At 40.7% G+C, this 23,013-nt stretch carries 14 protein-coding genes; 5 read left to right on the top strand and 9 right to left on the bottom strand.

Annotated elements, in window-relative coordinates; translation table 11 throughout:
* Nucleotides 1-11: 11 nt before the first annotated feature.
* The 7 genes from OCI93_RS12825 to OCI93_RS12795 all read right to left on the bottom strand — a co-directional run bounded on the left by OCI93_RS12825 (nucleotide 12) and on the right by OCI93_RS12795 (nucleotide 11,530).
* Nucleotides 12-3,479, bottom strand: a complete 3,468-nt coding sequence (locus tag OCI93_RS12825; RefSeq protein ID WP_261626552.1) for a DEAD/DEAH box helicase family protein — start codon at nucleotides 3,477-3,479, stop codon at nucleotides 12-14.
* A 38-nt stretch (nucleotides 3,480-3,517) separates the two neighbouring features.
* A complete protein-coding gene (locus OCI93_RS12820; RefSeq protein ID WP_261626551.1) occupies nucleotides 3,518-4,564 on the bottom strand; it encodes a virulence RhuM family protein in 1,047 nt (348 codons plus the stop codon).
* A 154-nt stretch (nucleotides 4,565-4,718) separates the two neighbouring features.
* Entirely contained in the window at nucleotides 4,719-5,915 is a 1,197-nt protein-coding gene (locus OCI93_RS12815; protein WP_261626550.1) for a restriction endonuclease subunit S, read from the bottom strand.
* Nucleotides 5,912-7,612: a type I restriction-modification system subunit M gene (locus tag OCI93_RS12810; RefSeq protein WP_261626549.1), complete on the bottom strand. Its 1,701-nt coding sequence runs from the start codon at nucleotides 7,610-7,612 to the stop codon at nucleotides 5,912-5,914. Before OCI93_RS12810 ends, OCI93_RS12815 begins: the two co-directional genes overlap by 4 nt.
* A 7-nt stretch (nucleotides 7,613-7,619) precedes the next feature.
* Nucleotides 7,620-8,558 (bottom strand): DUF5655 domain-containing protein, encoded by a 939-nt coding sequence (locus OCI93_RS12805; RefSeq protein ID WP_261626548.1) that lies wholly within the window; start codon nucleotides 8,556-8,558, stop codon nucleotides 7,620-7,622.
* A gap of 295 nt (nucleotides 8,559-8,853) precedes the next feature.
* A complete protein-coding gene (gene glmS / locus OCI93_RS12800) occupies nucleotides 8,854-10,674 on the bottom strand; it encodes a glutamine--fructose-6-phosphate transaminase (isomerizing) (protein ID WP_261626547.1) in 1,821 nt (606 codons plus the stop codon).
* An 88-nt stretch (nucleotides 10,675-10,762) separates the two neighbouring features.
* Nucleotides 10,763-11,530, bottom strand: a complete 768-nt coding sequence (locus tag OCI93_RS12795) for a DeoR/GlpR family DNA-binding transcription regulator (protein ID WP_261626546.1) — start codon at nucleotides 11,528-11,530, stop codon at nucleotides 10,763-10,765.
* A 206-nt stretch (nucleotides 11,531-11,736) separates the two neighbouring features.
* Here OCI93_RS12795 and OCI93_RS12790 point away from each other — a divergent pair, with 206 nt between their 5' ends.
* The gene (locus tag OCI93_RS12790) at nucleotides 11,737-13,041 is read left to right on the top strand and encodes a PKD domain-containing protein (protein ID WP_261626545.1); all 1,305 of its coding nucleotides are present in this window, start codon (nucleotides 11,737-11,739) and stop codon (nucleotides 13,039-13,041) included.
* A gap of 199 nt (nucleotides 13,042-13,240) precedes the next feature.
* Here the strand turns inward: OCI93_RS12790 and OCI93_RS12785 are convergent, their stop codons facing one another.
* Nucleotides 13,241-13,537, bottom strand: a complete 297-nt coding sequence (locus OCI93_RS12785) for a DUF6482 family protein (RefSeq protein ID WP_261594208.1) — start codon at nucleotides 13,535-13,537, stop codon at nucleotides 13,241-13,243.
* Nucleotides 13,538-13,753: 216 nt separating this feature from the next.
* Between OCI93_RS12785 and OCI93_RS12780 the strand changes: the two genes are divergently transcribed.
* The 4 genes from OCI93_RS12780 to OCI93_RS12765 all read left to right on the top strand — a co-directional run bounded on the left by OCI93_RS12780 (nucleotide 13,754) and on the right by OCI93_RS12765 (nucleotide 19,633).
* Nucleotides 13,754-15,037 (top strand): beta-ketoacyl-[acyl-carrier-protein] synthase family protein, encoded by a 1,284-nt coding sequence (locus OCI93_RS12780; RefSeq protein ID WP_261626544.1) that lies wholly within the window; start codon nucleotides 13,754-13,756, stop codon nucleotides 15,035-15,037.
* Between the two features lie 200 nt (nucleotides 15,038-15,237).
* Nucleotides 15,238-15,924: a LytTR family DNA-binding domain-containing protein gene (locus OCI93_RS12775; RefSeq protein WP_261626543.1), complete on the top strand. Its 687-nt coding sequence runs from the start codon at nucleotides 15,238-15,240 to the stop codon at nucleotides 15,922-15,924.
* 158 nt (nucleotides 15,925-16,082) lie between these two features.
* Nucleotides 16,083-18,053, top strand: coding sequence for a TonB-dependent receptor (locus OCI93_RS12770; protein WP_261626542.1), 1,971 nt, complete (start codon nucleotides 16,083-16,085; stop codon nucleotides 18,051-18,053).
* Between the two features lie 287 nt (nucleotides 18,054-18,340).
* Nucleotides 18,341-19,633: a LysM peptidoglycan-binding domain-containing protein gene (locus OCI93_RS12765; RefSeq protein ID WP_261594204.1), complete on the top strand. Its 1,293-nt coding sequence runs from the start codon at nucleotides 18,341-18,343 to the stop codon at nucleotides 19,631-19,633.
* Nucleotides 19,634-19,830: 197 nt separating this feature from the next.
* Here OCI93_RS12765 and OCI93_RS12760 read toward each other — a convergent pair whose 3' ends face one another.
* Nucleotides 19,831-23,007 (bottom strand): lantibiotic dehydratase, encoded by a 3,177-nt coding sequence (locus tag OCI93_RS12760; RefSeq protein ID WP_315942819.1) that lies wholly within the window; start codon nucleotides 23,005-23,007, stop codon nucleotides 19,831-19,833.
* Between the last annotated feature and the right edge of the window lie 6 nt (nucleotides 23,008-23,013).

Raw genomic sequence — 23,013 nt, 5'->3', positions numbered from 1 at the left:
TCTACTGTAGGCTACCCATCACCAACCGCCTGTGCTTCAATGTTCTTAATCTTATTCCTTAAATCCATCACAGCACCATCGTCAAACAAACCAAACACACCTTCAAAGTGAATATCTGAAAATGGCGGTTTAGCCAACATTGCCGGGCTCATTACGCCGTTTTGAGTGAGGAAATCGATAATAGTATTCACAAAGCGTATTTGCTGGCTGTTAAACTTGGCATCATCTAGGTAGTCAGCAAAGGCTTCTTTAGCTGCGCCTCGGTCCAAACCTACTAGCTCACGAATAAATACACCGAGTGACTTATCAGGGTGAATGGTTGATTGGTAGGTTTCAATGTTATCAATGCCGCTGGCTTCAAATAACTTATTGTCTAATTCTTCTAAATCTAATTTGGTGATCGGCTGGTTTCGCTTAATACGCTGTATGGTTAAGTTATCTTGATTTTCTTTGATGTAAGACTCAACTTTCTTGCGGTACAACTCTAAACCACCATCTTGGCCAAACTCATATACGCCTTCGTTTTCATGCACGCCTAACACTTCATCTTGGAAGTTGGTGTAAACCACACCTGTACTTTCTTTTTCGATAAAACGCATTAATAAACGCAATTTACGGCGAGTTTGCTCTAGCTCTTCGAGTGTTAAGTCAGTCCAGAAGTTGGCTGATTGCACGTATTGTAGCCATTCAAGTTGCTCGCCAACCGCTGGTACACTGGCTTTACTTTCAAGCTTTGCTGCAATCTGGTTAAGCTTATTGCGATAAAAGTCACTGATACCTGTTTTTTCTGTTAGTGCTAATTGCATAGTTAGCATCATATGGTCAAAACGCAGCGCTAACTCTTCATCGATCTCATCAGGTTCTAACGGCTCAGCTTCTGTTGGTAACACAGATACTTGCTTCTCAAGCTCAGCTAAGTGCTCATTAGTTAACTTAAACCAGGTATCAAGCTTTTGATATTTCTCTACCACTTGTCGATTTGGCCGGACAACAAAGTTGTCTAAGTTCATTCCAGCGACACGGTTATGTAGCGTATCAATCAAGTAACGCTGATATTCTGCACCGTAAATACCAAATTGCTCGTTATCAATTAGCTGTTGCGATATGGCTAGGCGCTTTTCAAATATGGCTTGGGAAAGTGATTTAGCGCCATTGTCTTTGGCACCCTCAGGGTTGATCTCAAAGTATTCAAAGTTTTTACAGCAATCGAACACTTTAAAGAACAGCTTGTTGTCTTCAGGGCCAAATAGGTTTTCACACAAGCGAGTACCACGGCCAAGCATTTGTAAAAACTTAACTTTCGATTTAATCACCTTAAAGAACATTAAGTTAACGACTTCTGGCACATCAATACCGGTATCAAGCATATCTACCGATACCGCAATAGTAAGTGGAATATTAGGATCAGAAGGCTTTTTCTCACCTTTAAACTCTTCAATTAGTGAGTCAGCATAGGTTTCTTTATAGGTAACAACCCGGGCAAACTTACCTTTATATTTGCGGTAGTTTGCATCAAAACGTTCGACAATAAATTCAGCGTGGTCGTTATTCGCAGCAAAAATAATGGTTTTGCCAAGCCTGTCACCTCCTGCAACTTTAACGCCTCGATCCATTAATACTTTAAGTGCTTTATCTACGGTATCTTTATTAAATAAGAACTTGTTTACTTCAGACGGCAGTACTTCGTCTTTATCTTCAAGTTGCTCTTTGCTTTCCCATTCTTCTTTTTCATTAGCAGAAAGTTCGGCGTACTTAATACCTTTACGAATAAAGCCCAAATCAATATTTACGTCTTTAGGCGGTACTAAAAACTTATCGCCTATTGCCTCTTTTAACTCATAAGCATAAGTTGGGTCGCCATCTGGCTGCTCAAAAATATCAAAGGTATTTTTGTCTATTTCACTTTTTGGTGTTGCGGTTAAACCCAGTAATAAGGCATCAAAATAATCAAAAATATAGCGGTACTTTTTATAAACGCTTCGGTGCGCTTCATCCACAATCACTAAATCAAAATGACCAACACCAAATAGTCTTGTATCAGGCGCTGCACTCAATAAATTCATCATTGTCGGATAGGTTGAAAAGTACAATCGGCCTTTTAAAGCACTGGTGCCGCTTGAGAGTATTTCAGGTGATGACTTAGGCAGTAGCTTTGAGAATTCTTTCTTCGCTTGGTTTACCAGTGCATTACGGTCAGCTAAAAACAGAATATTTTTAACCCAACCTGCTCGCATTAAAATATCAACCAAGGCGATGGTAGTTCGGGTTTTACCTGTACCTGTTGCCATTACTAGTAATGACTTACGTTGTTTTTCAGCGTCAAACTGCTCACAAACTGATTCAATCGCTAAGCGCTGATATGGCCTACCACGACCTGCAATATTAGTATCAAGCTCTATTGTATTTAATGCTTTGGCTAAGGTGCGCCTGTCAATCAAGCGCTGCATTTCATCTTGGTTTAAAAAGCCTTGTACCTTACGAGGAATATAGTTTTCATCATCCCAAAAATAAATATCGTAGCCGTTGGTGTAATAAATCAATGGTCGCTGGTTAAACATGCTATGTAGGCAATTGGCATAAAGCTCAGCTTGGCGCTTACCCTCTTTTGCACTTCGAGTTGTCTTTTTTGCCTCTACAACCGCTAATGGTTTGCCATTTTTACCCCACAACACATAATCAACAGAGCCATTACTATTTGGATTTTGTTTTGAAATAGGCATACCACTAACAGGAAACTCTTTGACGTTAGTGGCATCTAAATTCCAGCCCATTTCTTTTAGGTACTGGTCAATTATAAAAGTGCGAGTTTCGGCTTCGTTATAATCGTGCGGGTCTTTAACTTGCTCTGCGACTTTGGCGTTTTGTGCTTTTTGCTCCGCTAACTGTTGTTGCAGCGCTTTTAATTGGTTTTGCAGCTCAAGGTTTTGGTCGCGCTCTTTATCAAGCTTCTCTTGATGTTTATCATCACGCTCAGTGAGCTGCTTTTGTAACTCTTTTAACTTCTTGGCACTGTTCATTACCAAGTTAGCGTCAATTTGAATAGTCTCAGGTAATTTAGCTAAATCGAATACTTGGTTTGTTGCAGGCTTTCCTTGGGCGCTAGCAGCAGTATAAGTACGATAAAACCAATACAGAATATGATGCAGTTCTTTTAAGCTTTGTGTTGACTCAAGTGGTGATACCTTGCGCTCACTATGTACCGCATTATTACCGGCTTTTTGTACCGCTTTAATTTTAGGGAAAATATTGCTGCCCAACGAGTTTTTAAACTCTCGTTGGTTAATCAATGTATTTAAGGTGGTATCGTATTTAGGTTTTTCTAACCAATTGTCGAACTCATACATCCATTGTACTAATCGCTCTAATGTATAGCGACTATAAAAACAGCTAGAGCGAGGGTCAGAGTTAACCACAGCTTCCGCTTGTTTCGCGTGCTCTTGTAACTCTGGCCATTCTGTTAAAAAGTTAAAGTTCGACATACAACATCCTAGTTATACTAAATTTTTTTAGTAATTTTTTATTCTTCTTTTGATTTTTTTAGCAAAGCTCTTAATGCGGAGATACTGTCTTGCTGCCCTTGTATTTCTTTCAAACCACGACGTTTCGCTTCATATTGCTCATAAGTGTTTTTAGCTTTTAAATCAGCCTGACTCTTTGATATTGAACCAGCACCTTGTAATACATTTCTATCGTTAAACGCTAGAAAACTATCAAGCTTTTCATTCCAGTCTTTTAAAAATACCTGTTTACGGCGAAGTGCTTGGTCTTCGGCAAAATCTAACCACATGGTAACAATTCTATTTAACTCGCTCACTTCTTCTTGCGAAAGATAATTTTTAGCAATAGTGACATCGCCTTTTCTTACTTCGTCACCTTTAAATGTGGTTAAACCGGCATTGGGTTTATCGGCATCAACGCGTGTTGATATGATTTCCGCCGCTGTCATACCGGTAGTAGCATGGTGCAACTTGTTTTGAATAGACTGAAAAAATAAGTTGGTATCTTTATTATTGGGCTGGTAGTCGGCAGCCATCGCGAATATTTCTCGAACGCGTAAATATACACGGCGTTCACTGGCTCTAATATCACGAATACGTTCAAGCATTTCGTCAAAATAATCAGGCACCATAGATTGGTCGACAGGTGGATTTTTCAATCGTTCGTCGTCCATGGCAAAGCCTTTCACTAAATACTCCTCTAGTGTTTGCGTTGCCCAACGTCTAAATTGACTGCCTCTGCTTGAACGAACTCGATAGCCTATTGCGATAATCATAGAAAGATTGTAGTGAAGTTTATTTCGCTCTACAGGGCGTTCACCTTCCATTTGAACTTGTAAGTAATGCTTACAAGTTAAATTTTGTACAAGTTCTCCTTCATCAAAAATAGCTTTAATATGCTGCGTAATAGCCTGAGGTGTTACTTGATACAAGTCTGCAATTGATGCTTGAGTAAGCCATAAAGTATCAGACTCAAAGCGGCACTCAACACGCGTTTTACCATCTTCTGAAGTGAAAAATAGAAATTCACCATTCGGTGCTAGCTCTTCAGGTATTAAATCAGTCATTTGTTGACACCTTTGGTATTTATTTAATTAGGCTAACCACAGCTTCCGCTTGTTTCGCGTGCTCTTGTAACTCAGGCCATTCTGTTAAAAAGTTAAAGTTCGACATTCGCTTTCCTTATTTAAAGCCCTTTCCTAATACCTTTGATGAGTGGCGTTACGCCACATCCTTTAATTCAAGTTCGCCTTTGAAGGCTTTTTGCATCAGCGAGTTAAATAAATCATCGTTTTCTTTGAAGTGTTTCTTCAACTCAAACAATTTTTCATCTAGTGCAAAGACTATTTTTTGAAATTCTTGTTGAAGCTCTATTGGTGGTATTGGCAATTTAATTTTCTGAAATTCTTTCGCGTTAATATTTGCCATACCCACAATGCTTTTACACATATTAAGCAGAGTTTGCTTACCATATCGAGAATTCATCAACGCTGAAATGTATTCTGGGACAGCTTTATCATTAACTCTTGCCCTTACGAGATATCCAGCAAAAGCCATAGGCTCACTTTCTCGGTAAACCGCAGTTTTGCCGACTAATTCTTTACTATTTGTCCGGTTAAATAAAATATCTCCGGATTCAGCTAAATACTTTTCAACACCTTTTTCATCTAAATCTAAATACTTTAACGAGCTAAAATTCCAGCGGCCTTCGTAGGTAATGTTGTTCATCCTAAGAACAGGATATGCTCCGTTTTCAATGTCTGCTTTATCAGATGTTCCATAATTAACAGAGGCACAGCAATCCCCGATTACACCCATAGGCCAACTTTTTGAATTCTTGGCAGGATCACCAAACATATCAAGAAACACAGATTGAGCAAGGGTATTAAGCTCTTGTTCCATTTGTTGACACTGACTACGCAAGGTATCGGCTTTTTCTAATACCGCTGCAATTTGCTTTTGTACTTGTAATGGCGGCAGTGGGATTTTTAAGTTTCTTAAAACCTTTAATGAAACAAACTTTTGAGTTCCACCTTTAGATTCTCTTAATATTTGCCTTTTCACTAAGTCGCTATCTAGTGCAAAAATCAAATAACGGTTATAAATTTGAGAGTCTTCTCTAAATTTGATAAGTCCCACATTTTTAATACTAAACACGGTATCAGTATTCACAATTGCTGGATTCCCCACAGTGCCAATCATGGCGTAGAGAATATCACCATTATCTACCTTTGAACGCTTAGATATCTTAGTGTGGTCTTCTTCAGTAATTAAGTTCGCACTAGTAAAATCGATAGAACCATTTATAAGGTTTTTTGAAGTTACTAAAGGTATTCCTTCACTTTGATATTTTGGAGAGTCATGAGTACCATCTCGAACATCACAAATTTCACCTAGTACACCTGTTTCCCAACTCACAACATTGCCTCCAGATCTGCAATACCTTTATCCATTGCGTGCTGTAGTTCTTTGATGCGTTTTAAAATGACCTGCGGCTCGTCATAGTTAACTTCTTCGTAAACCACTTCTTTATAGCGATTGATAGATAAGTCATAGTCGTTACTGGTAATTTCAGCTACTGGCACATAAAAGCTTTGCTCTGTGCGCTTTCTATTGCTCTCTACCTTTATTGGCTCATGGCTGTCAGAATGCTCTGGACTGTTAAATCTATTTTTCCAACGGTAGAGCACATCAGGGATATTATTAAGCTTATGGTTGTTGTGCTCTGAAGGTGCGCTCTTTATTTGCTGAAGGCTCTCATTCTCAGGTAATGTTGCATCAATCACATCAGCCTCAGTCGTTAGCTCAACCCCTTTAATAAGTGGAGTACGTTTATCATCTAATGAAAAACCATCAGCTTGCATGTCGTAAAACCATACATTGTCTGTGCCGCCACTGTTGGTTTTAGTGAAAAATAAAATAGCGGTAGATACACCAGCATAAGGTTTAAATACCCCTGATGGTAGTGATACCACAGCATCCAACTTATGGTCTTCAATAATGGCTTTTCGGATTTCTTTATGTGATTTGGTGGAGCCAAATAATACGCCGTCTGGCACAATCACCGCTGCTCGACCACCCGGTTGTAACATACGTAAAATAAGCGCTAAGAACAGTAACTCAGTTTTTTCTGACGGGCCTTTTTTCGCTTTTTTGTTACCATCTTCGTCAGTTTCAACTTTAGGCGCTGCTTTCTTCGGTGTTTTACCTAGTGCTGTTAATAAGTCAGGTGAAAGTTCGTCATAGGCAACACTGCCTTTAAATGGCGGATTAGCTAAAATAAGCGTGTATTTATCTTCTAATTTTTGCTCGCCATTGCCGTCATGAACAGCGCTTAATGAGTCTCGGTATTCAACGGTTGGGTGCTCTACACCATGTAGCATTAAGTTCATGGCACCAATGCGTAACATGTGTTGATCAAAGTCGTAAGCGTTAAACATTTTATTATGAAAATGCTCGCTGTTTTCAGGCTTCATTAGTTCGTTTTCAAACTGCTTACGCACGTATTCTTCTGACGCCATTAAAAAGCCACAAGTGCCTGATGCAGGATCACAGATCACATCTGACCTATTACCATCAAGTTTAGGCTGAGTCATTTCAACCATCATTTGAATAATGTGGCGAGGCGTGCGGAATTGACCATTAGTACCTGAGCTTTGCAGCTTAGATAACATGTACTCGTATAAATCACCTTTGGTATCACGATCATCCATCGGGATTTTGTCGATAAGGTTCACTACTTTATCGAGTACCTGAGCTTTAGGGATCATGAAAATGGCATCAGACATATGCTTAGCAAAGGTTGTGTCTTCACCGTTAATGGTTTTAATAAACGGGAATACCTTGTCTTTAACTAAATCAAACATCACTTGTGGGTCTAAGTTTTTAAACTTGTTCCAACGGTAATTGTTGTTTTCTGATGGAAAAATAGGGTTGGTAAAAGCGGATTCAAGTAATAGAGATTGTTTCTCACGGTTAGTGTGTATTTCATCTAAACGGCGGATGAATAGTAGATAGGTAAATTGCTCGATAACTGAGATAGGATTGGTAACACCACCGGTCCAGAATACTTCCCAGATTTCGTCTACTTGATTTTTAAGTTTGCCTGTGAGCATGGTTTTCCTAATTTTTTTCAAAGCTTAATTGGACTAGCTGTTTTGCTAATTCTAAATCTTGTTCAGACCTTACAATAACCTCTAAATCTCCTGTTCCCCAGTGCCCTTTGTCTTTGGCATCATGAACAACACCGTCTTGCAATTGAACATTGCTAGGGTCGATATGAAGATAAATTCTTAGTGACGGGTCTTGTTGCGGTGCCCAAACTTGCACGCTTGCGAAGTTTTTAATTTTTTTAAGGGCTGTATAAAACTTTAATTCTTTACGCTGCACATCATCCCCAAGTGATAACCCAAAGTCACATACTGATTCATACAAGCTTAGTAATTCTGAGGATGCAGATGATTTTCTATTCTCGTGATAGTCACGGCGTTCTTTTTTTGTCGGGTTAGTATCCGCTTCGGATAACTCAACTTCTTGTCGTTTTGGCGTTGCAGCTTTATTGCTAAGGTGGCTATTTACTAGCTCAAGTAAAAATAAATTATCTCCGAAATACTTATAGCGCATAAGCTCTATATTTCTGTCTATTTGTTTTATAGCATGCTCATCGTATCTTGTGAAATCAGTTGCAATGCACACTAAACGAGCGCCTTCCCATTCAATGTTTTCAGCAATACTCTGACCAAGCTCCTTCGTCACTAATAATTGAAATTCAGCTTTGTGATCTAATAACCAGTCGTAGTAAAACAAGCCTTGGTTAATAACGTTTTCGTTTATGTGACGTTTATATTCGATAATGACAGGACAACCATTTTCATCCAGTCCGAGTGAATCGATACGACCACCATTTGATGTGGTGAACTCTGTAGCTAAAAACCTAATCCCTAAAAACACTTCCATATGTGGCTCAACCAGCTGCTGGAGATCTTTTTCAAATTTGGCTGATTTACTTACAAGCTCAGTAACCTCACCTTGCCCCAATTGGAACAATTTAATATCACTCATGCTTCATTTCCTTAGAATTTAATATGCATAGCACTACTGTTGAGCACAGAGCTAATAAAAGACCTTGATATGATGATACATTCTACAAATAAAGACAATTCGTTACCATTAATTGAAATTTTACTTATGTTACGACATACGCCAATAGGCGCAATATTAATTAGGGTAAGAAGAAGGCTCTAAAGATTAGGTTTGATTATGTTTTTGAGTAGGTATATCTTTATTGTTCACCCACAAAAATGTGAGCTAGCACTTTATTCCTAAGTCACAAAAAAAGGCGCTTTCGCGCCTTTTCTTATTCTACCGTTACGCTCTTGGCGAGGTTTCTCGGTTGGTCTACGTCGGTGCCTTTAATCACCGCTACGTAGTACGACAACAGCTGTAGTGGGATTGTATATACAACTGGTGCGAGGATGTCATCTACGTGGTTTACGTTGATAACACGCATGGTGTCGTCAGAGGCAAAGTGCGAGTCTTTGTCAGCGAATACGTAGATTATGCCGCCGCGTGCGCGTACTTCTTCAACGTTTGACTTTAGCTTTTCAAGTAACTCATTGTTAGGCGCAACGACAATAATTGGCATATCAGCGTCAATCAAGGCAAGTGGCCCGTGCTTTAGCTCGCCTGCAGCGTATGCTTCAGCATGAATGTATGAAATTTCTTTGAGTTTAAGCGCGCCTTCCATTGCGATTGGGTATTGTGAACCACGGCCTAAAAACAATGAATGATGCTTGTCGGCAAATTCTTCGGCTAGCTCTTCAATACCACCAGCCAGCGTGAGTGCTTCTTCTAGCTTGTTTGGTAAAGTTTTAATTGCGTTTACAATATTGCTTTGATCTAGGCCTTTTTCTTGCGCAATTGATGCCGTTAGCATCAATAGGCCAACAAGTTGCGTGGTAAACGCTTTGGTCGATGCCACGCCAATTTCAGCACCGGCTTTGGTCATAAAGGCCAAGTCTGATTCACGAACAAGTGATGAACCCGGTACGTTACAAATGGTCATTGATGCCATGTAACCTTGCTCTTTAGCTAAACGCAATGCCGCGAGTGTATCGGCGGTTTCACCAGATTGAGAAATGGTCACTAATAAGCTGTTTTCATGTACAAATGATTGACGGTAACGGAACTCAGAAGCAATCTCTACATTACAACTTACGCCTGCAAACTGCTCTATCCAATAACGTGCCACCATGCCTGAATGGTAAGAGGTACCACAGGCTATTATCTGTACGTGTTTTACGTCTTTAAAAATTTGTTGTGCACTGTCGCCAAATGCATCGACTGTTACACGGTCATTTTCAAGTCGCCCTTCTAAGGTATTACGAACCGCAAGTGGCTGCTCGTAAATTTCTTTTAGCATGTAATGGCGGTATTCACCTTTGCCAGAGTTATCTTGCGTGATATTTGACTCTATTACTTCACGCTCAACTTGTTGGCCATTGCTATCATAAATCTCAACGCTATCTGCTGTAATACGTGCTACATCGCCTTCTTCTAAAAATATAAAGCTGCGTGTAACGGGTAGTAATGCAAGTTGATCAGAGGCAATAAAGTTTTCACCTAAACCAAGGCCAATTACCAAAGGGCTACCTGAACGCGCTACGATCATTTCTTGATCGTTCGCTTTGTCAAACACCACCGTGCCATAAGCACCTTCTAACTGCTTAACAGCGGCTTTAACTGCTTCTAACAGGCTATTATGTTGCAGGCGAAGTTGATGAATTAGGTGCACCATTACTTCAGTATCGGTGTCTGATAAAAACTCGTAGCCATCGCCTTTTAATGCATCACGCAATGGCGCGTGGTTTTCAATAATACCGTTATGCACCAAGGCAATTTCGCTATTTGATACATGTGGGTGCGCATTCGCTTCTGTCACGCCACCATGGGTTGCCCAACGCGTGTGAGCAATGCCCGTTGTGCCCTTTACTGCGGCTTGCTCAAGTGCTTTTTCAAGGTTAACCACTTTACCAACTGCTTTAACGGTATTAAGTGAGCCTGATAAACTCAACGCAACGCCCGCTGAGTCATAACCACGATATTCAAGACGTTTTAAGCCTTCAATTAAAATTTTATTTACTGGACGCTCTGCAACGGCCCCTACAATACCACACATAAATCTCTCCATTTTGCACGTGAAGTGTGTTGTCATAATGATGTTTACTACACAAAGTGTTGTCGTCATTGTGCAGCGTAAAATTTATTTAAACGGTTGCACGAACTACTGTTACACCGCTTTTTTCAATGCTTTGGCATAATTCCAATGCTAAATTATCGTCAGTGATCAAGGTTGTCACTTGCGCCCAAGATAGTTCTAAGTTGGGAATCTTTCGGCCTATTTTTTCTGACTCAACCATTACAATAACCTCTCTAGCTGACTCAGCCATGACTTGGCTTAACCCCACTAACTCATTAAAAGTGGTAGTACCACGCGCAACATCAATGCCATCAGCACCAATAAATAGCTGATCAAAGTCGTAAGAGCGTAATACTTTTTCAGCAACTTGCCCTTGAAATGACTCTGAATGTGGGTCCCAAGTACCTCCGGTCATCAAAAGTGTTGGTTCATTTTCTAATGATAACAGTCTATTAGCTATATTTATGGCATTGGTCATTACAACCAACCCTTGCTTATTAACAAGCTCTGGGATCATTGCGGCGGTGGTTCGGCCACTATCAATAATAATGCGATTATGATCGTTAATGAGATTAGCGGCGGCTTTAGCAATTGCCATTTTGCGAAGTGAATCGCGCTTATCGTTGCTTTTTGCAACGATCTCTTGTGGCAGTGCCATGGCTCCGCCGTAGCGACGAAGTAACAGTCCGCTTTTTTCAAGCGCAGTTAAATCTTTGCGAATCGTCACTTCTGAAGTTTCAAACTCAGCGGCTAACGCCTCAACACTCACTTCACCTTGGTCGTTTACTTTGCTCAATATTGTATGTCGGCGCTGCTGGGTGTTTCGTTTTGTCATATTCAGATAAGTTTCGATTCGTAATTTACGCGCAGTGTAAACGAAACTTATAAGTTTTGACAATGTCTATTTTACTTTGCTCTGTAAAAATATAAAAACTCAAACTCTGTCAGCTTAAGTTCAGTTTTAAAAATTTACACTTAAACCTTATTTAGGGACAATGACTGTTATTCAAATAAAAAGCGCAACTAAAAAGGATAAAATTTATGCGTAATCACAAGTATCTATTACTTGCTTTATTAGCTTCTCTCACTAGTGCCTGTGGCGGGTCTGACTCAAAACCAGTCAAGGTTGTTAAGACTACTAAACAAGAAGCACCGATAATTAAGCCTACACCAACTCCTGCCCCAACGCCTGTCCTAGAGGCTATAGCCTGGGCAACAGGTAAATCCGCTCTTGGTCAAACAATCATATTAGATGGGATCAACAGTCAAACTTATGATGGCGTAACCGCACAATGGCAATGGCTGCAAAAACCAGATAATAGTCAGGCAATAATCTATAATGCAAACACATTAAAAGCCCAATTTATAGTTGATCAAGCTGGTGATTATCATGCTCAACTTACACTAACAGACAGCGATGGAAAGTCTTCGGCTGCCAAAGTAGAAGTAGCTATTGCTGCACCAAGTACAAACCAATTTCCACTAGCAAGTTTTAACTTAGCTCATAACAGTATTTTGATAAATAAAGAACTAGAGCTTGATGGCAGCGCCAGCAAAGACCCCGACGGTGATAAGCTAAGCTACTTATGGAAAATTAGCGATGCACCGAAAAATGCTGAATTTACACTCCAAAACTCAACTCAGGTACGATCTACCTTCGCGGCCCAAACTGCTGGGAAATATACGATTTCTCTTACTGTCAATGATAACAAAAGTCACCATACATTAAGCAGAAATTTACAGGTTGTTGATAGTAACCACACCCCCACTATATTGCGTATTGAACAAAGTGAGAGCGAAGTTTACCCTAACGAGACGGTTTACTTTACAACCTATGCGGAGGATTTAGACAGTGACCCCATCTCATATAAATGGCGCGTTGTAAGTCGTCCACAAAATAGTACTGCCATACTTCAAAATGCGCTAACTAAACAAGCTTATATGGTCTTTGATGAGGTTGGTGAATACCTATTAGAAGCGGTTGTTTCGGATGGACTGTCGTACAGTGATACTAAACGTGCCCATGTCAAAGTAATTACTCGCCCACCAACACCCAATACTAACAAACCGCCATTTTTTCTATCTACAATAAAAGTTAGTGAGAACCCCACTCCTAACAGCCCGATCACTCTAACGGCCAATGCCACTGACCCCGATGAAGACCCAATAACCTACCGTTGGGTAATGCACCAAAAAGCAACGGGATCAAACTATTCGTTTTCAAGTACCACCGATGCAGAGATAGAATTGACTGTCGACATGACTGGCTGGTACTTAGTTCAGGTTTATGCCAATGATGGCCAAGCAGAGTCAATGCCTATGGCAACTGTTGTTAGAGTTAAATAATAGTGAGGCAGGGAAGTCCCTGCCTGTCACTTTATGTCACTTTATGTCACTTCATGTCACGATTAGGTAAGTTTCAAATCGTAATTTAAATAAATTTTAAGCTAAACCTGTTAGGACATGTTGGCAGCGACTATTTAATTTTTAAGTAAATTTTTCAAAAAAAAGCAGGCGAGGAGCCTGCTAAAAACATTAGAGTAGTCTAATGGAGAATGGTTAAACTGGTTTTGGTGGACCCTGTTACTGGGGAGCCTACCATTTCATCGTAAGCGGTTTGCATTTCAAAAGTGGCTGATCCAACGCCTAAGCTAGCAAGCATCACTTCTGCTTCTCTCAAAGAATTAAAGGTCATGGTTCGGCCAAGCTCATCACTTAATAAATGATAGTTACCATTTGGGTCAATACCACCAGCTAAATAATGATTTGCATCGGCGTAACTTAAAATAATGGCATCGAGTAGGTGCTGATTTAATTGGCTCTTCAGTTCATTTGCACGCATTTAATATTTCCTAATTTTTATTGATTACTTTTTAAACGACCTTACCAACTGTTTAGATCACACACTTATCAAAATTTTTATTATTCATCACAATAAAATGTCATGATTGTGTCATACCTACTAATTACGCTTGTACAGCTACATGCATGTCTACATTAATAAATAAGCGACAGGGAGTAACATCACCCAAGTCACAAGTTAGTTGGAAGGTATATCATGAGAAGAATTGTTGTAACTGGCATCGGTGCTATTTCGCCTATTGGTGATACTGCGCAAAGCAGCTTTGAAAACTTATTACAGGGCCGACATGGAATACGCCCGATTGAGCACTTCAATCCAACCGAGTTTGCTTGCAAAACACTCTTTGCCTCGCAAGTGAGCGAAAACTTAAACCCCGCAGCCCTTGCACCATTTAAAAATATGGAAGATAGCACCCGCACCAAGCTCCTAAAAAAATTAGACCGACATCAACTCTTTGCCATGATTGCCGCCGCAGAAGCCATAATTGAAGCGGGCCTTAATACCATAACCAACGAGCACATTCTTCACCGTATTGGTGTAAACATAGCCACAGGTGTAGGCGGACTCAATAGCCTAGAACTCTGTGCAGGCAAAGCTGCTAATGGCAAAAAGCAGTCTCCATTTGGTAATTTAATGTTTTTACCTAACCTTGCCGCTGGGTATGTAGCCAGCCATTGGAACTTTGGTGGCCCTAACAACTCACACTCTACCGCCTGTGCCGCCAGTGCTCATTCAATTATTGATGCGTGTAACGCCATAAAAAGTGGCGAGGCGGAGATCATTGTAGCCGGTGGCGCTGAAGCCTCTGTCACCCCAGTTGGTATTGCTACTTTTAACGCACAAAACGCCTTATCGACGAGAAATAACGAGCCATGTGCGGCATCACGCCCGTTTACTCATGATAGAGACGGCTTTGTTATGGGCGAAGGTGCAGCTTGCTTAGTGCTTGAAGATTATGACCATGCCATTACACGTGGTGCCAAGGTTTATTGTGAAATTGTTGGTTTTGGTCGCACCAGTGACGGTTACACTGGGCAAGCTTTAAGCGCCCCTCATCCACAAGGCTTAGGCGCGCAACGAGCAATGCAAACAGCCCTTAATATGGCCGATATTAACACCACTGAGGTAGATTACATCAATGCTCATAGTACCAGTACAGCCGCTGATAGCATCGAAGTACTGGCGATTAAAAATACTTTTGCCGAGCACGCCAAACATATTTCAGTATCTGGCACTAAGTCACAAACCGGTCATTTGCTGGGGGCTGCTGCCGCAATTGAAGCGGTATTTACGGTATTGGCTTTAAAAAGCCACACCTTGCCTTACACGCTAAACCTCACGCCAGACAATGCTGACCCTGCTTGCCAAGGTGTAGACTTAATTATGCAAAAACCAATGCAAAAGCCTGTTCGGTATGCATTGTCAAACTCGTTTGGTTTTGGTGGTACAAACGCTTCGTTAGCTTTTAAGGGGTTTTAAGCCCTTGTACTAAATCAATCATGACTTGCAAACAATTTTGCCTGTATTTGCCTTGCATCTGGTCAACTGCGCTTTAAAATACCCTTATTTGAAACTCAGTTGCTCTTATGTATGGGTTTAATGCTCAAATACAAAAGCCTAAACAACGCTTAAAATATCAGTGCTTGTTAAGTACTATCATATGGACGGTCATAATCTTAGTGCTATCATGCATCAGCTGGGTACACGACCTCATTGTTGCTGAACATGACAGGATAGATGATCCTATATGGTGGTCATTACAAGAGTGGTGTTTATGGTACCTACTTACCCCTATTACCTTCGCTTTACTTGATAAGCTTCAACAATTAAATTTAGTTAATAGAAAAGGTTATTTTACAACCTTGTTACCTATGTATTGTACAGCTATGGTATATCAGGCTATTTTTGATGTATTTGTATATCAAGATCCCATACTAGGCACCTTGGTATATTTTGCGCCTTCACATCTACTCATTCTTTATATCAGTACCCTACTATGGCATAAGCTTTGGAAAACCCCAGAAAAAGTAAGTAGTCACCCCGCTATGCTATTGGTTGACCAAGGTAAACATAAAACATTACTGCCAATGCACGATATTGTTAGCCTTAGTGCCGCTAGCAATTATGTAGAAATACATTCTCCTTCAAATACTTATATAAAACGTGCCACCCTCAAAGATTTAATGCAAAAGTTACCACCTAACTTGTATATACAATGCCATCGCTCTCATATTATAAACCTCAGTTGCATTAAACATATTGAGCGTAAACCATCTGGTAGTGGGCTAATTCATTTAAATAATGGTCATGTGGTGCCGTTAAGTAAGCGCTATTACTCAGATGTCAGATCTTTGTGTGCAGGCTAAGTAAAACACTCGGTTTGCGATACCCGATGCGCGGCATCCGGTATGCGATACCCGGTTCATTCATCCCAGAATGCTTCCAAACAGCCCTAATGTATTGTTTTATATAATTTGATATTTTTAAATAGCGAATAACATCCCATGAAGTAAAAGAATACATAATGTTATTAAATCATCTTACTTTTTTTGGCTTATGCCTATTTTTGTCCTGCTCAACTGTGGTGCTTGCCAATGAGCAAACACATATCAAGCAAGGGCAGCGTTATCAGTCTAGCCACTTCAATCAATTTAACGCACAGCATGCTTTAGACATGGTTACCCTAACCCCAGGGTTTGTGTTGATAGAAGGCAGCACAGAGCGAGGGCTTGCGAATAGTTCTGGCAATGTACTAATCAATGGGGTGCCTGCGCAAAGTAAAACAGAGTCGCTGACTGACTTACTTGAAAAGCTCAGTGCTGAGCAAGTCGAGTTTATCGATGTATATACATCCAACCACCCATTCTCAAGTGTGTCTCAACATACTCAAGCAATTAATATTACAACCAAAAAAAACCAAACTACCGTTGATATACAAAGCAGTTTAGCCCTAAGAGACAAACAAAGATCTCAAGCACAGTTGCAAACACAGCTGCGCACACCATGGCTTGGCTGGCAACATCAATTGAGCACTAAGGTACAAAACAGCCGTTACAGGTCACATTACTTTGCAAATGAATTTGATCAACAAACCGCTTTAATCGAGCAACAAACAGAAGATTTTATTGAACAGCTGCGTCAATTCCAAGTTGATACCCAATCGAGCACCCAAACTCAGCACGGTAACTTACAACTATCGAGCAAATTACTATCTGAACGCTGGCAAACTGACTTTGAGCATGCCCACTTTGAGCCTAATAACCCAGTTGCGTTTAAACAACTAACCACCACAGAATGGATGAACTTCGACGAATACCAGCTTGGTTTTGATTGGCAAACAACACATAATAACGCGTTTACTATCCAATGGTTAGGCTTGAGCAGCGATAATAAGCAAGTGACTCATATTCGAGAGTCCAATGCCACACAAGCGCCATTTACACAAAGCAAAACACGCAAAGAACACGCTACACAGTTGTCTATACAAGCAAACACTTGGCCACTTGAGCCACAGTTTGGTATAGAGTTTAGCTATAATCAACAACGCTCAAAGACCGAGCTTGATGCTCTGCACATTCACAATCGAGTAAGCGAAACACGCTATCAACCTTTTAGTGCTATCCACTGGCAGGTTAGTTCTGATTGGCAACTTTATGCCAAACTTAATATCGAGTTTTCACAACTAACAACAGGTCAGCAAGCTCAAAACCCGCTCAAAACTCACCATATAAAACCATTAGTGCGGCTAAGTTATAGCGCCAATAATTGGGACTTAACAGGGCAATTTAAGCAACATGTAGAGCAGTTAGATTTTGATTTATTTGTTGCGACTCAAGATATTAGTTTTGGTCGCACACAACTTGGCAATAATAGTCTAAAGCCCAGTCGCTATAGCGAGCTATCGGTACAAGTTAACTACACACCCAATGAGTACCTAACGCTAAACAATACCCTGTTTAGCCAATGGCAAAGAGATATTCACGAATCAATGTTACTTGGCAACAATGAAGAAGGGGTAGCCAATGCAGGAAGCGCACGACTGTATGGCATCGACTCGGTCATCGATATTAATACGGATTTTATTCTTACAAACAGTACCCTAACGATTGATTATCAATACCGCCATGCTCGATATAACGACCCGCTCAGTGGCCAACGAGCTATCAATAACTTAACGCCTCATACATTAAATGCTGAATTTAGGCATAATTTCAATACACTGTCTTGGGGCTTGGAGTATACGGCCAAGCAACACCTTACTGAGTATTTTGTTTCTGAGACGGTAATAGAGCGCGATGATCCAAACACTTCGTTATTCTTAGAAATACCACTACTTAACAAACTAACACTGCGTGTTGAAGCTAACACCGTAGAAAAATATCAATATCGGCAGCAGTTCTATCAAGCCAAACGCGGGGGAGCACAAGCAGGCTATCAAATTACTCATGAAACCGTTGACCCAGAGCTGCGTTTAACACTGCGAAGCCAGCTTTAAGCACTTGAATGTTACACCATCAGACTTTAGCAAAAGGTGCTTGTGTTAAAGTTTGGTTCGCTAAACCTTTATAGTTTTATAAGGGTTTTGGGATCTAATATGCTTTGTCACTCATATTGCAGCTGCTTTAAACAAAAATAACTCGATTAAGCAAGTTTGCCTACCCAAAGCAAAGATTATCTGTCAATTCATTGCTGATTAATATCCTAACTCTAAAGTAATGGCACTTATACAAACCGATAACCTTAAGTTACAATCGGAACAAACAACAATAATATTGGCTCACTATGCATTTTTTTCGTACACCGTGTTTATTTTTTTTATTATTTTTAGGTGGCTGCGCGACAACGTCTGATCACTCACCACAGCCACCACTTTCAGCTCCATCCGAACCGACAGTGAGTCAACTCCCCCAGCACAAGGCAAGCCAAAGCAAGCCTTCTCCAAGTGAAGTTATACTGTTAAAACCCCACCAACATAATGATGTTTGGCAACGTATTCGCAGCCAGCTAGCGTTTGAGCCAACACAGCATAAAAAAGTGCAAGCACGCGTTGATTGGTATATGTCACATCCAAACTATATGGATGTGATCAGTGTCCGTGCCGCGCCATTTTTACATTATGTGGTAGAGCAAGTAGAGCGTCGTGGCCTGCCAATTGAACTGGCGCTGATGCCTTTAATTGAAAGTGACTTTAACACCTCTGCATATTCTCATAAGCACGCCTCTGGACTTTGGCAACTCACACCACTGATTGCCAAACACTATGGCGTTAAAATTAGCCCTTGGTATGATGGCCGACAAGACATTGTTGACGCCACCAATGCCGCTTTAGACTTTTTAAGCTACCTGCATCAACGCTTTGATGGTAATTGGTATCATGCCATCGCCGCTTATAACACCGGTGAAGGGCGTGTTGCTCAGGCCATTAAAAAGAATAAACGACGTGGTAAATCCAGCGACTTTTTTGCGCTGTCCTTGCCTAAACAAACTCGTCACTATGTACCTAAACTACTCGCTGCTGCACAACTACTGCGCGAGCAAAAAATGAAATTTCCAATCATTGCCAATCGTAAAGCTATCTCTGTGTTAACACTCAAACAAGGCGTTATTCTCAACACAGATAAACAGTGGCAAAAAATTCAAACACTCAATCCGGGCTATACGCGCTTTCCGGCACTGTTAGATGGCCCTAAGCATATTGTTCTACCCGTTGAACAGGTCAAACAATGGCAAGGTTATTTGGCAAAACTACCCGCAATGCCCAGCTCTCAGTGGCAACAATACACTATCAATCGTGGTGATAGTTTAAGTGTTATTGCCGCACGACACGCCCTAAGTGTTGCACAACTTAAAACTTTCAATCAGTTGAAAAGCAATAATATAAGAGCTGGTGACACACTATTACTACCGATTTTAGCGGATCAACAATTAGATTATACGGTGCGCGCAGGGGATAGCTTATGGCGAATTGCTAATCATTTTAATGTTTCCATTAGCGATATTAAAAAGTGGAATGCGTTGTCAAAGGACATGTTACGTATTGGCGATAAGCTTACACTATTTTTATCCAACAGCTAACGGGCTTTATGCAACAATGCGGGTGGTCTTATTTACTTTGATAATTCCTTCTTGATTGCCTATGACATCTTCATGGGCAACAGAGCTATTATTATCACCTCTTATTATCGTGATGAGCCGTATTTAGCATCTTAATTAAATGTACCTTGGATAAGGTCACGCCAAACAAACGCTCAGCGTGACAGCTCAAGTCTCGCTTATTGTTTTTTATGCGCAGAAAAATACTTTCGACGTAATAAATCGTGGATCACCAGCTCTTGTTCGCGACCATATGCTTTAAACATACGGTTGTTATGCATGTGCAGCAACGAGCCAAGAAGTGAGTCTTTACTACAATTTAAAGCCTCTTTAGCAATAAGCTCATTTAACTGTTCAATCACGGGTTGAGCCTGATATTGCCAGTGCATAAGCAAATCAAATAATGCATGTTGTAGTTCATCGGTGGCTTGCAATGGCTGTTGATTAAAGTGTGCAAAGTCCTTATCAAGATCTTGTTGATAATCTCTAAAGCGATTACCCAGTTGCTTTCTAAGTGCACTGCTATCGTTAAACTCACGCCCAAAGCCATCTCTAAGCCTGCTGATAAGCGCTAACTTCGTCTCATCATCGTAGTTGAATAACTTCAACAATCTATCAGTGTGCATTAAGGCAACACGCCACCTCACTTGCTCACCGTGCTCTTCAATTAATTCACAGGTTTTAGCGATAAGCGAACTATCAAACATAAATAATGACTCAACTAATGCCATTGACTCTGGCCCACCGTAGCGCTCTACCTCTCGCTCATAGGTCATTAGCTCAACTTTATGTAGCTCACCACTTTCTACCATTGGGTCAAGAAGCTGATTTAATGCAGGTAAAAGCTGACCACATAGCACCTGAGGTTCGCCAAAAAAGCGCAGCCTTAAATGCCAATCAGGGTCGCCATAGCGAATAAAAAACCATTTATCATACAACTGGCTGTGTTGTGCAATGAAGGGCTCTAATTGCTCACTTAACAGCTGCTCTAGTAAAGAGTTACCTGAGTAAATTTTTAAGCTCAACCATTGGGAGCCTGCACTAAAACGGCGTTTAATTGACGTAGCAGTAATATTTGCACTGGGGTTGTCGGCGTAATGGTAATGTGAAGGGGCATAGCTGTTAAAAAACGGTACTATTAGCTCATTACTATAATGATGACCGTGCGAGTCGACCACTTTTGAATAGTAGTGATTACTGAGCACCTCTTTAAGTTCTACACGACTCAACCCTTTGGTTTCTGAAAGCAAAATTGCAAACATATCAGGGTTGGTTAAGTCTAGCTGCAAAACATTATCAGACATTGCATAACTTACCTGTGAGTCAAGTTGATACTTGTCCATCAGGGCAGTCAGCTTTGCAGTGTTAAATTGCCCTTTCGTGTATACCGCTTCAAGTTGTTCACGGCCAATGCGCCACGTTTTTTCACTCAATATCAGATTATCTAACATAATACGTGGTACAAACGCACTTTGATTAGTACTCATTGGCATACTGAAATTAGGTGCTCGACCTGATTGATGCTGTAACATACATAAGAATTTGTAAGCGCTTAAACTACGCGCAGAGTAGTTATGCGCACTAGATAGGCGTGGCACTATTTGCTTATTAAGCCGCTTACTCCAAAGTTTTACATGCTTGCCTTCTACCCACACGTACAAATCACTTAATGGAATTTGATACTCATCAGCTAAGCTGCTATCTGCCATAAATACAATTTCATACTCACGCAAATGAGGACGCGCTACCACATTGCCCGGTCTGCCTTCTGGCATATGCACCACTTCAGCAAAAATAACCTCTGGCGAGTGCCGCTGTTCTTTTTCAAGTTCAGTAACAACTTGCTCTTTCAAAGTCTCGTCAAGGTGGCAAAAACGCCCCAACAAGTTTGCTGACGATGGTCCATAGCAACCATTAAATTTAAGGATTGGGTTGTGCTTATCATCTTCATAAACGCTCAATATTGCCGCAAATGAACTTGGAAATTTTGTCACTGCGTCTTTATTAGTCACTTTCCCTTTTAGCTCTTTACCTTTTAATACAATGCAGTCTTTAGCGCGGTTTTCAGGCAGACTAATAGCGTCGTCAATAATGGCTTCCAAAACACTTACTTGTGGAGCAGTCGACTGGCCCTGAGATTGTCTATTACCTAGTGGTAAACCCGCTATAAGGGGGGCATCGTAGCCAGTTTCATCCGAGATACCAATACCCGATTCATCATCTAAAATGACATCGAGTGGCACAAACTGCCCTTCAAACCGAGCATTAAATTGCGCCGTAAAATTACTCATTGCCGTTGAGTCTGAGTCAACACTCAAACCCGCAATCAGCTCTAACTGCTTTTTAAAGCGGCTGATCTCCATGTCACTAAGCTGGCATTGTTCAAAGTGACGATAAACATCGGACTGAAATAGTTTGTTTTCTTGCACTTTAACGGGCAAGTGCTCTAAATGTTCAAATACTTGTTTGTAAGGTGTGATCTCACCACTTTTTTGCTGATCTAAGCGCTCAACTTGTGTTAATGCCGTTGCTAAATGGTCCGCAGTCTCGTGCTCTTCAATGGCCTGTAATGACTTTAGCAAAGCCAAATCTGGCGAGTCACCGGTTAATGGCAAGGGAATATCAGCTTGAATAACTCCTTCATCAATTAAATCTTGAATATAGGCTTCTACCTCTTCTTGCTCAGCTTCTTGGTATTGATTGCAAAATGCTTTAACAAGCGCATTGAAGCTTAAACCCTCTTTTGCACTCTCAAGTGCAAATTGAAAATACTCATCACTTTCTACCGCACTTAAACGGTATTGCATGCTGTCATCAGACAAGTACGCTTCAATATATCTGCACTGCTCAGCCACAAAATAGTGAGAAGAATTAGGCTTATATTTCAAGTTGTCGGAACGAGAGGCATGTTTAACAAAATGCTCTTTTAACGCTGATAAGTAAAACATATCTAAGCGAGTATTGCGCTTATCTTGAGTATGACAGCCACCGACTAATGTAGTTTCATTGCCAACTTGCCCAGTATGAATACCAGAAAACAAACCAAACGGCGTTGGTCTTGAACACATTCGTACCATATATTTGATCAGCGCATGAGCCACCTTCTTACCCTGTTTAGAGTCTGGCTTAGAGCGCCATTGATCAATTCGCTCAAGCAAAGAAGGGCTTGCCAAGTAAAGTGCTTCAAGTACACCCGGAAGCACTAACCAGTCACGAATAATCGCATTGTTGTCAGCTTCAGGCATAGAAAAAGCCTGTAAATGTTCAACCGACAAACGGGGGGTTCTAACAACAAAAAACGCTCCATTCTCAAGTGTTTTTGCCATAGCATTTGGTGGCTGTTTGTTAGTCGCCATACATTC

Source organism: Pseudoalteromonas holothuriae, assembly GCF_945859825.1.
GTDB classification, from domain to species: domain Bacteria; phylum Pseudomonadota; class Gammaproteobacteria; order Enterobacterales; family Alteromonadaceae; genus Pseudoalteromonas; species Pseudoalteromonas holothuriae.
The sequence above is the reverse complement of the archived record's forward strand: the minus strand, read 5'-3'. Positions and strand labels throughout refer to the sequence as shown.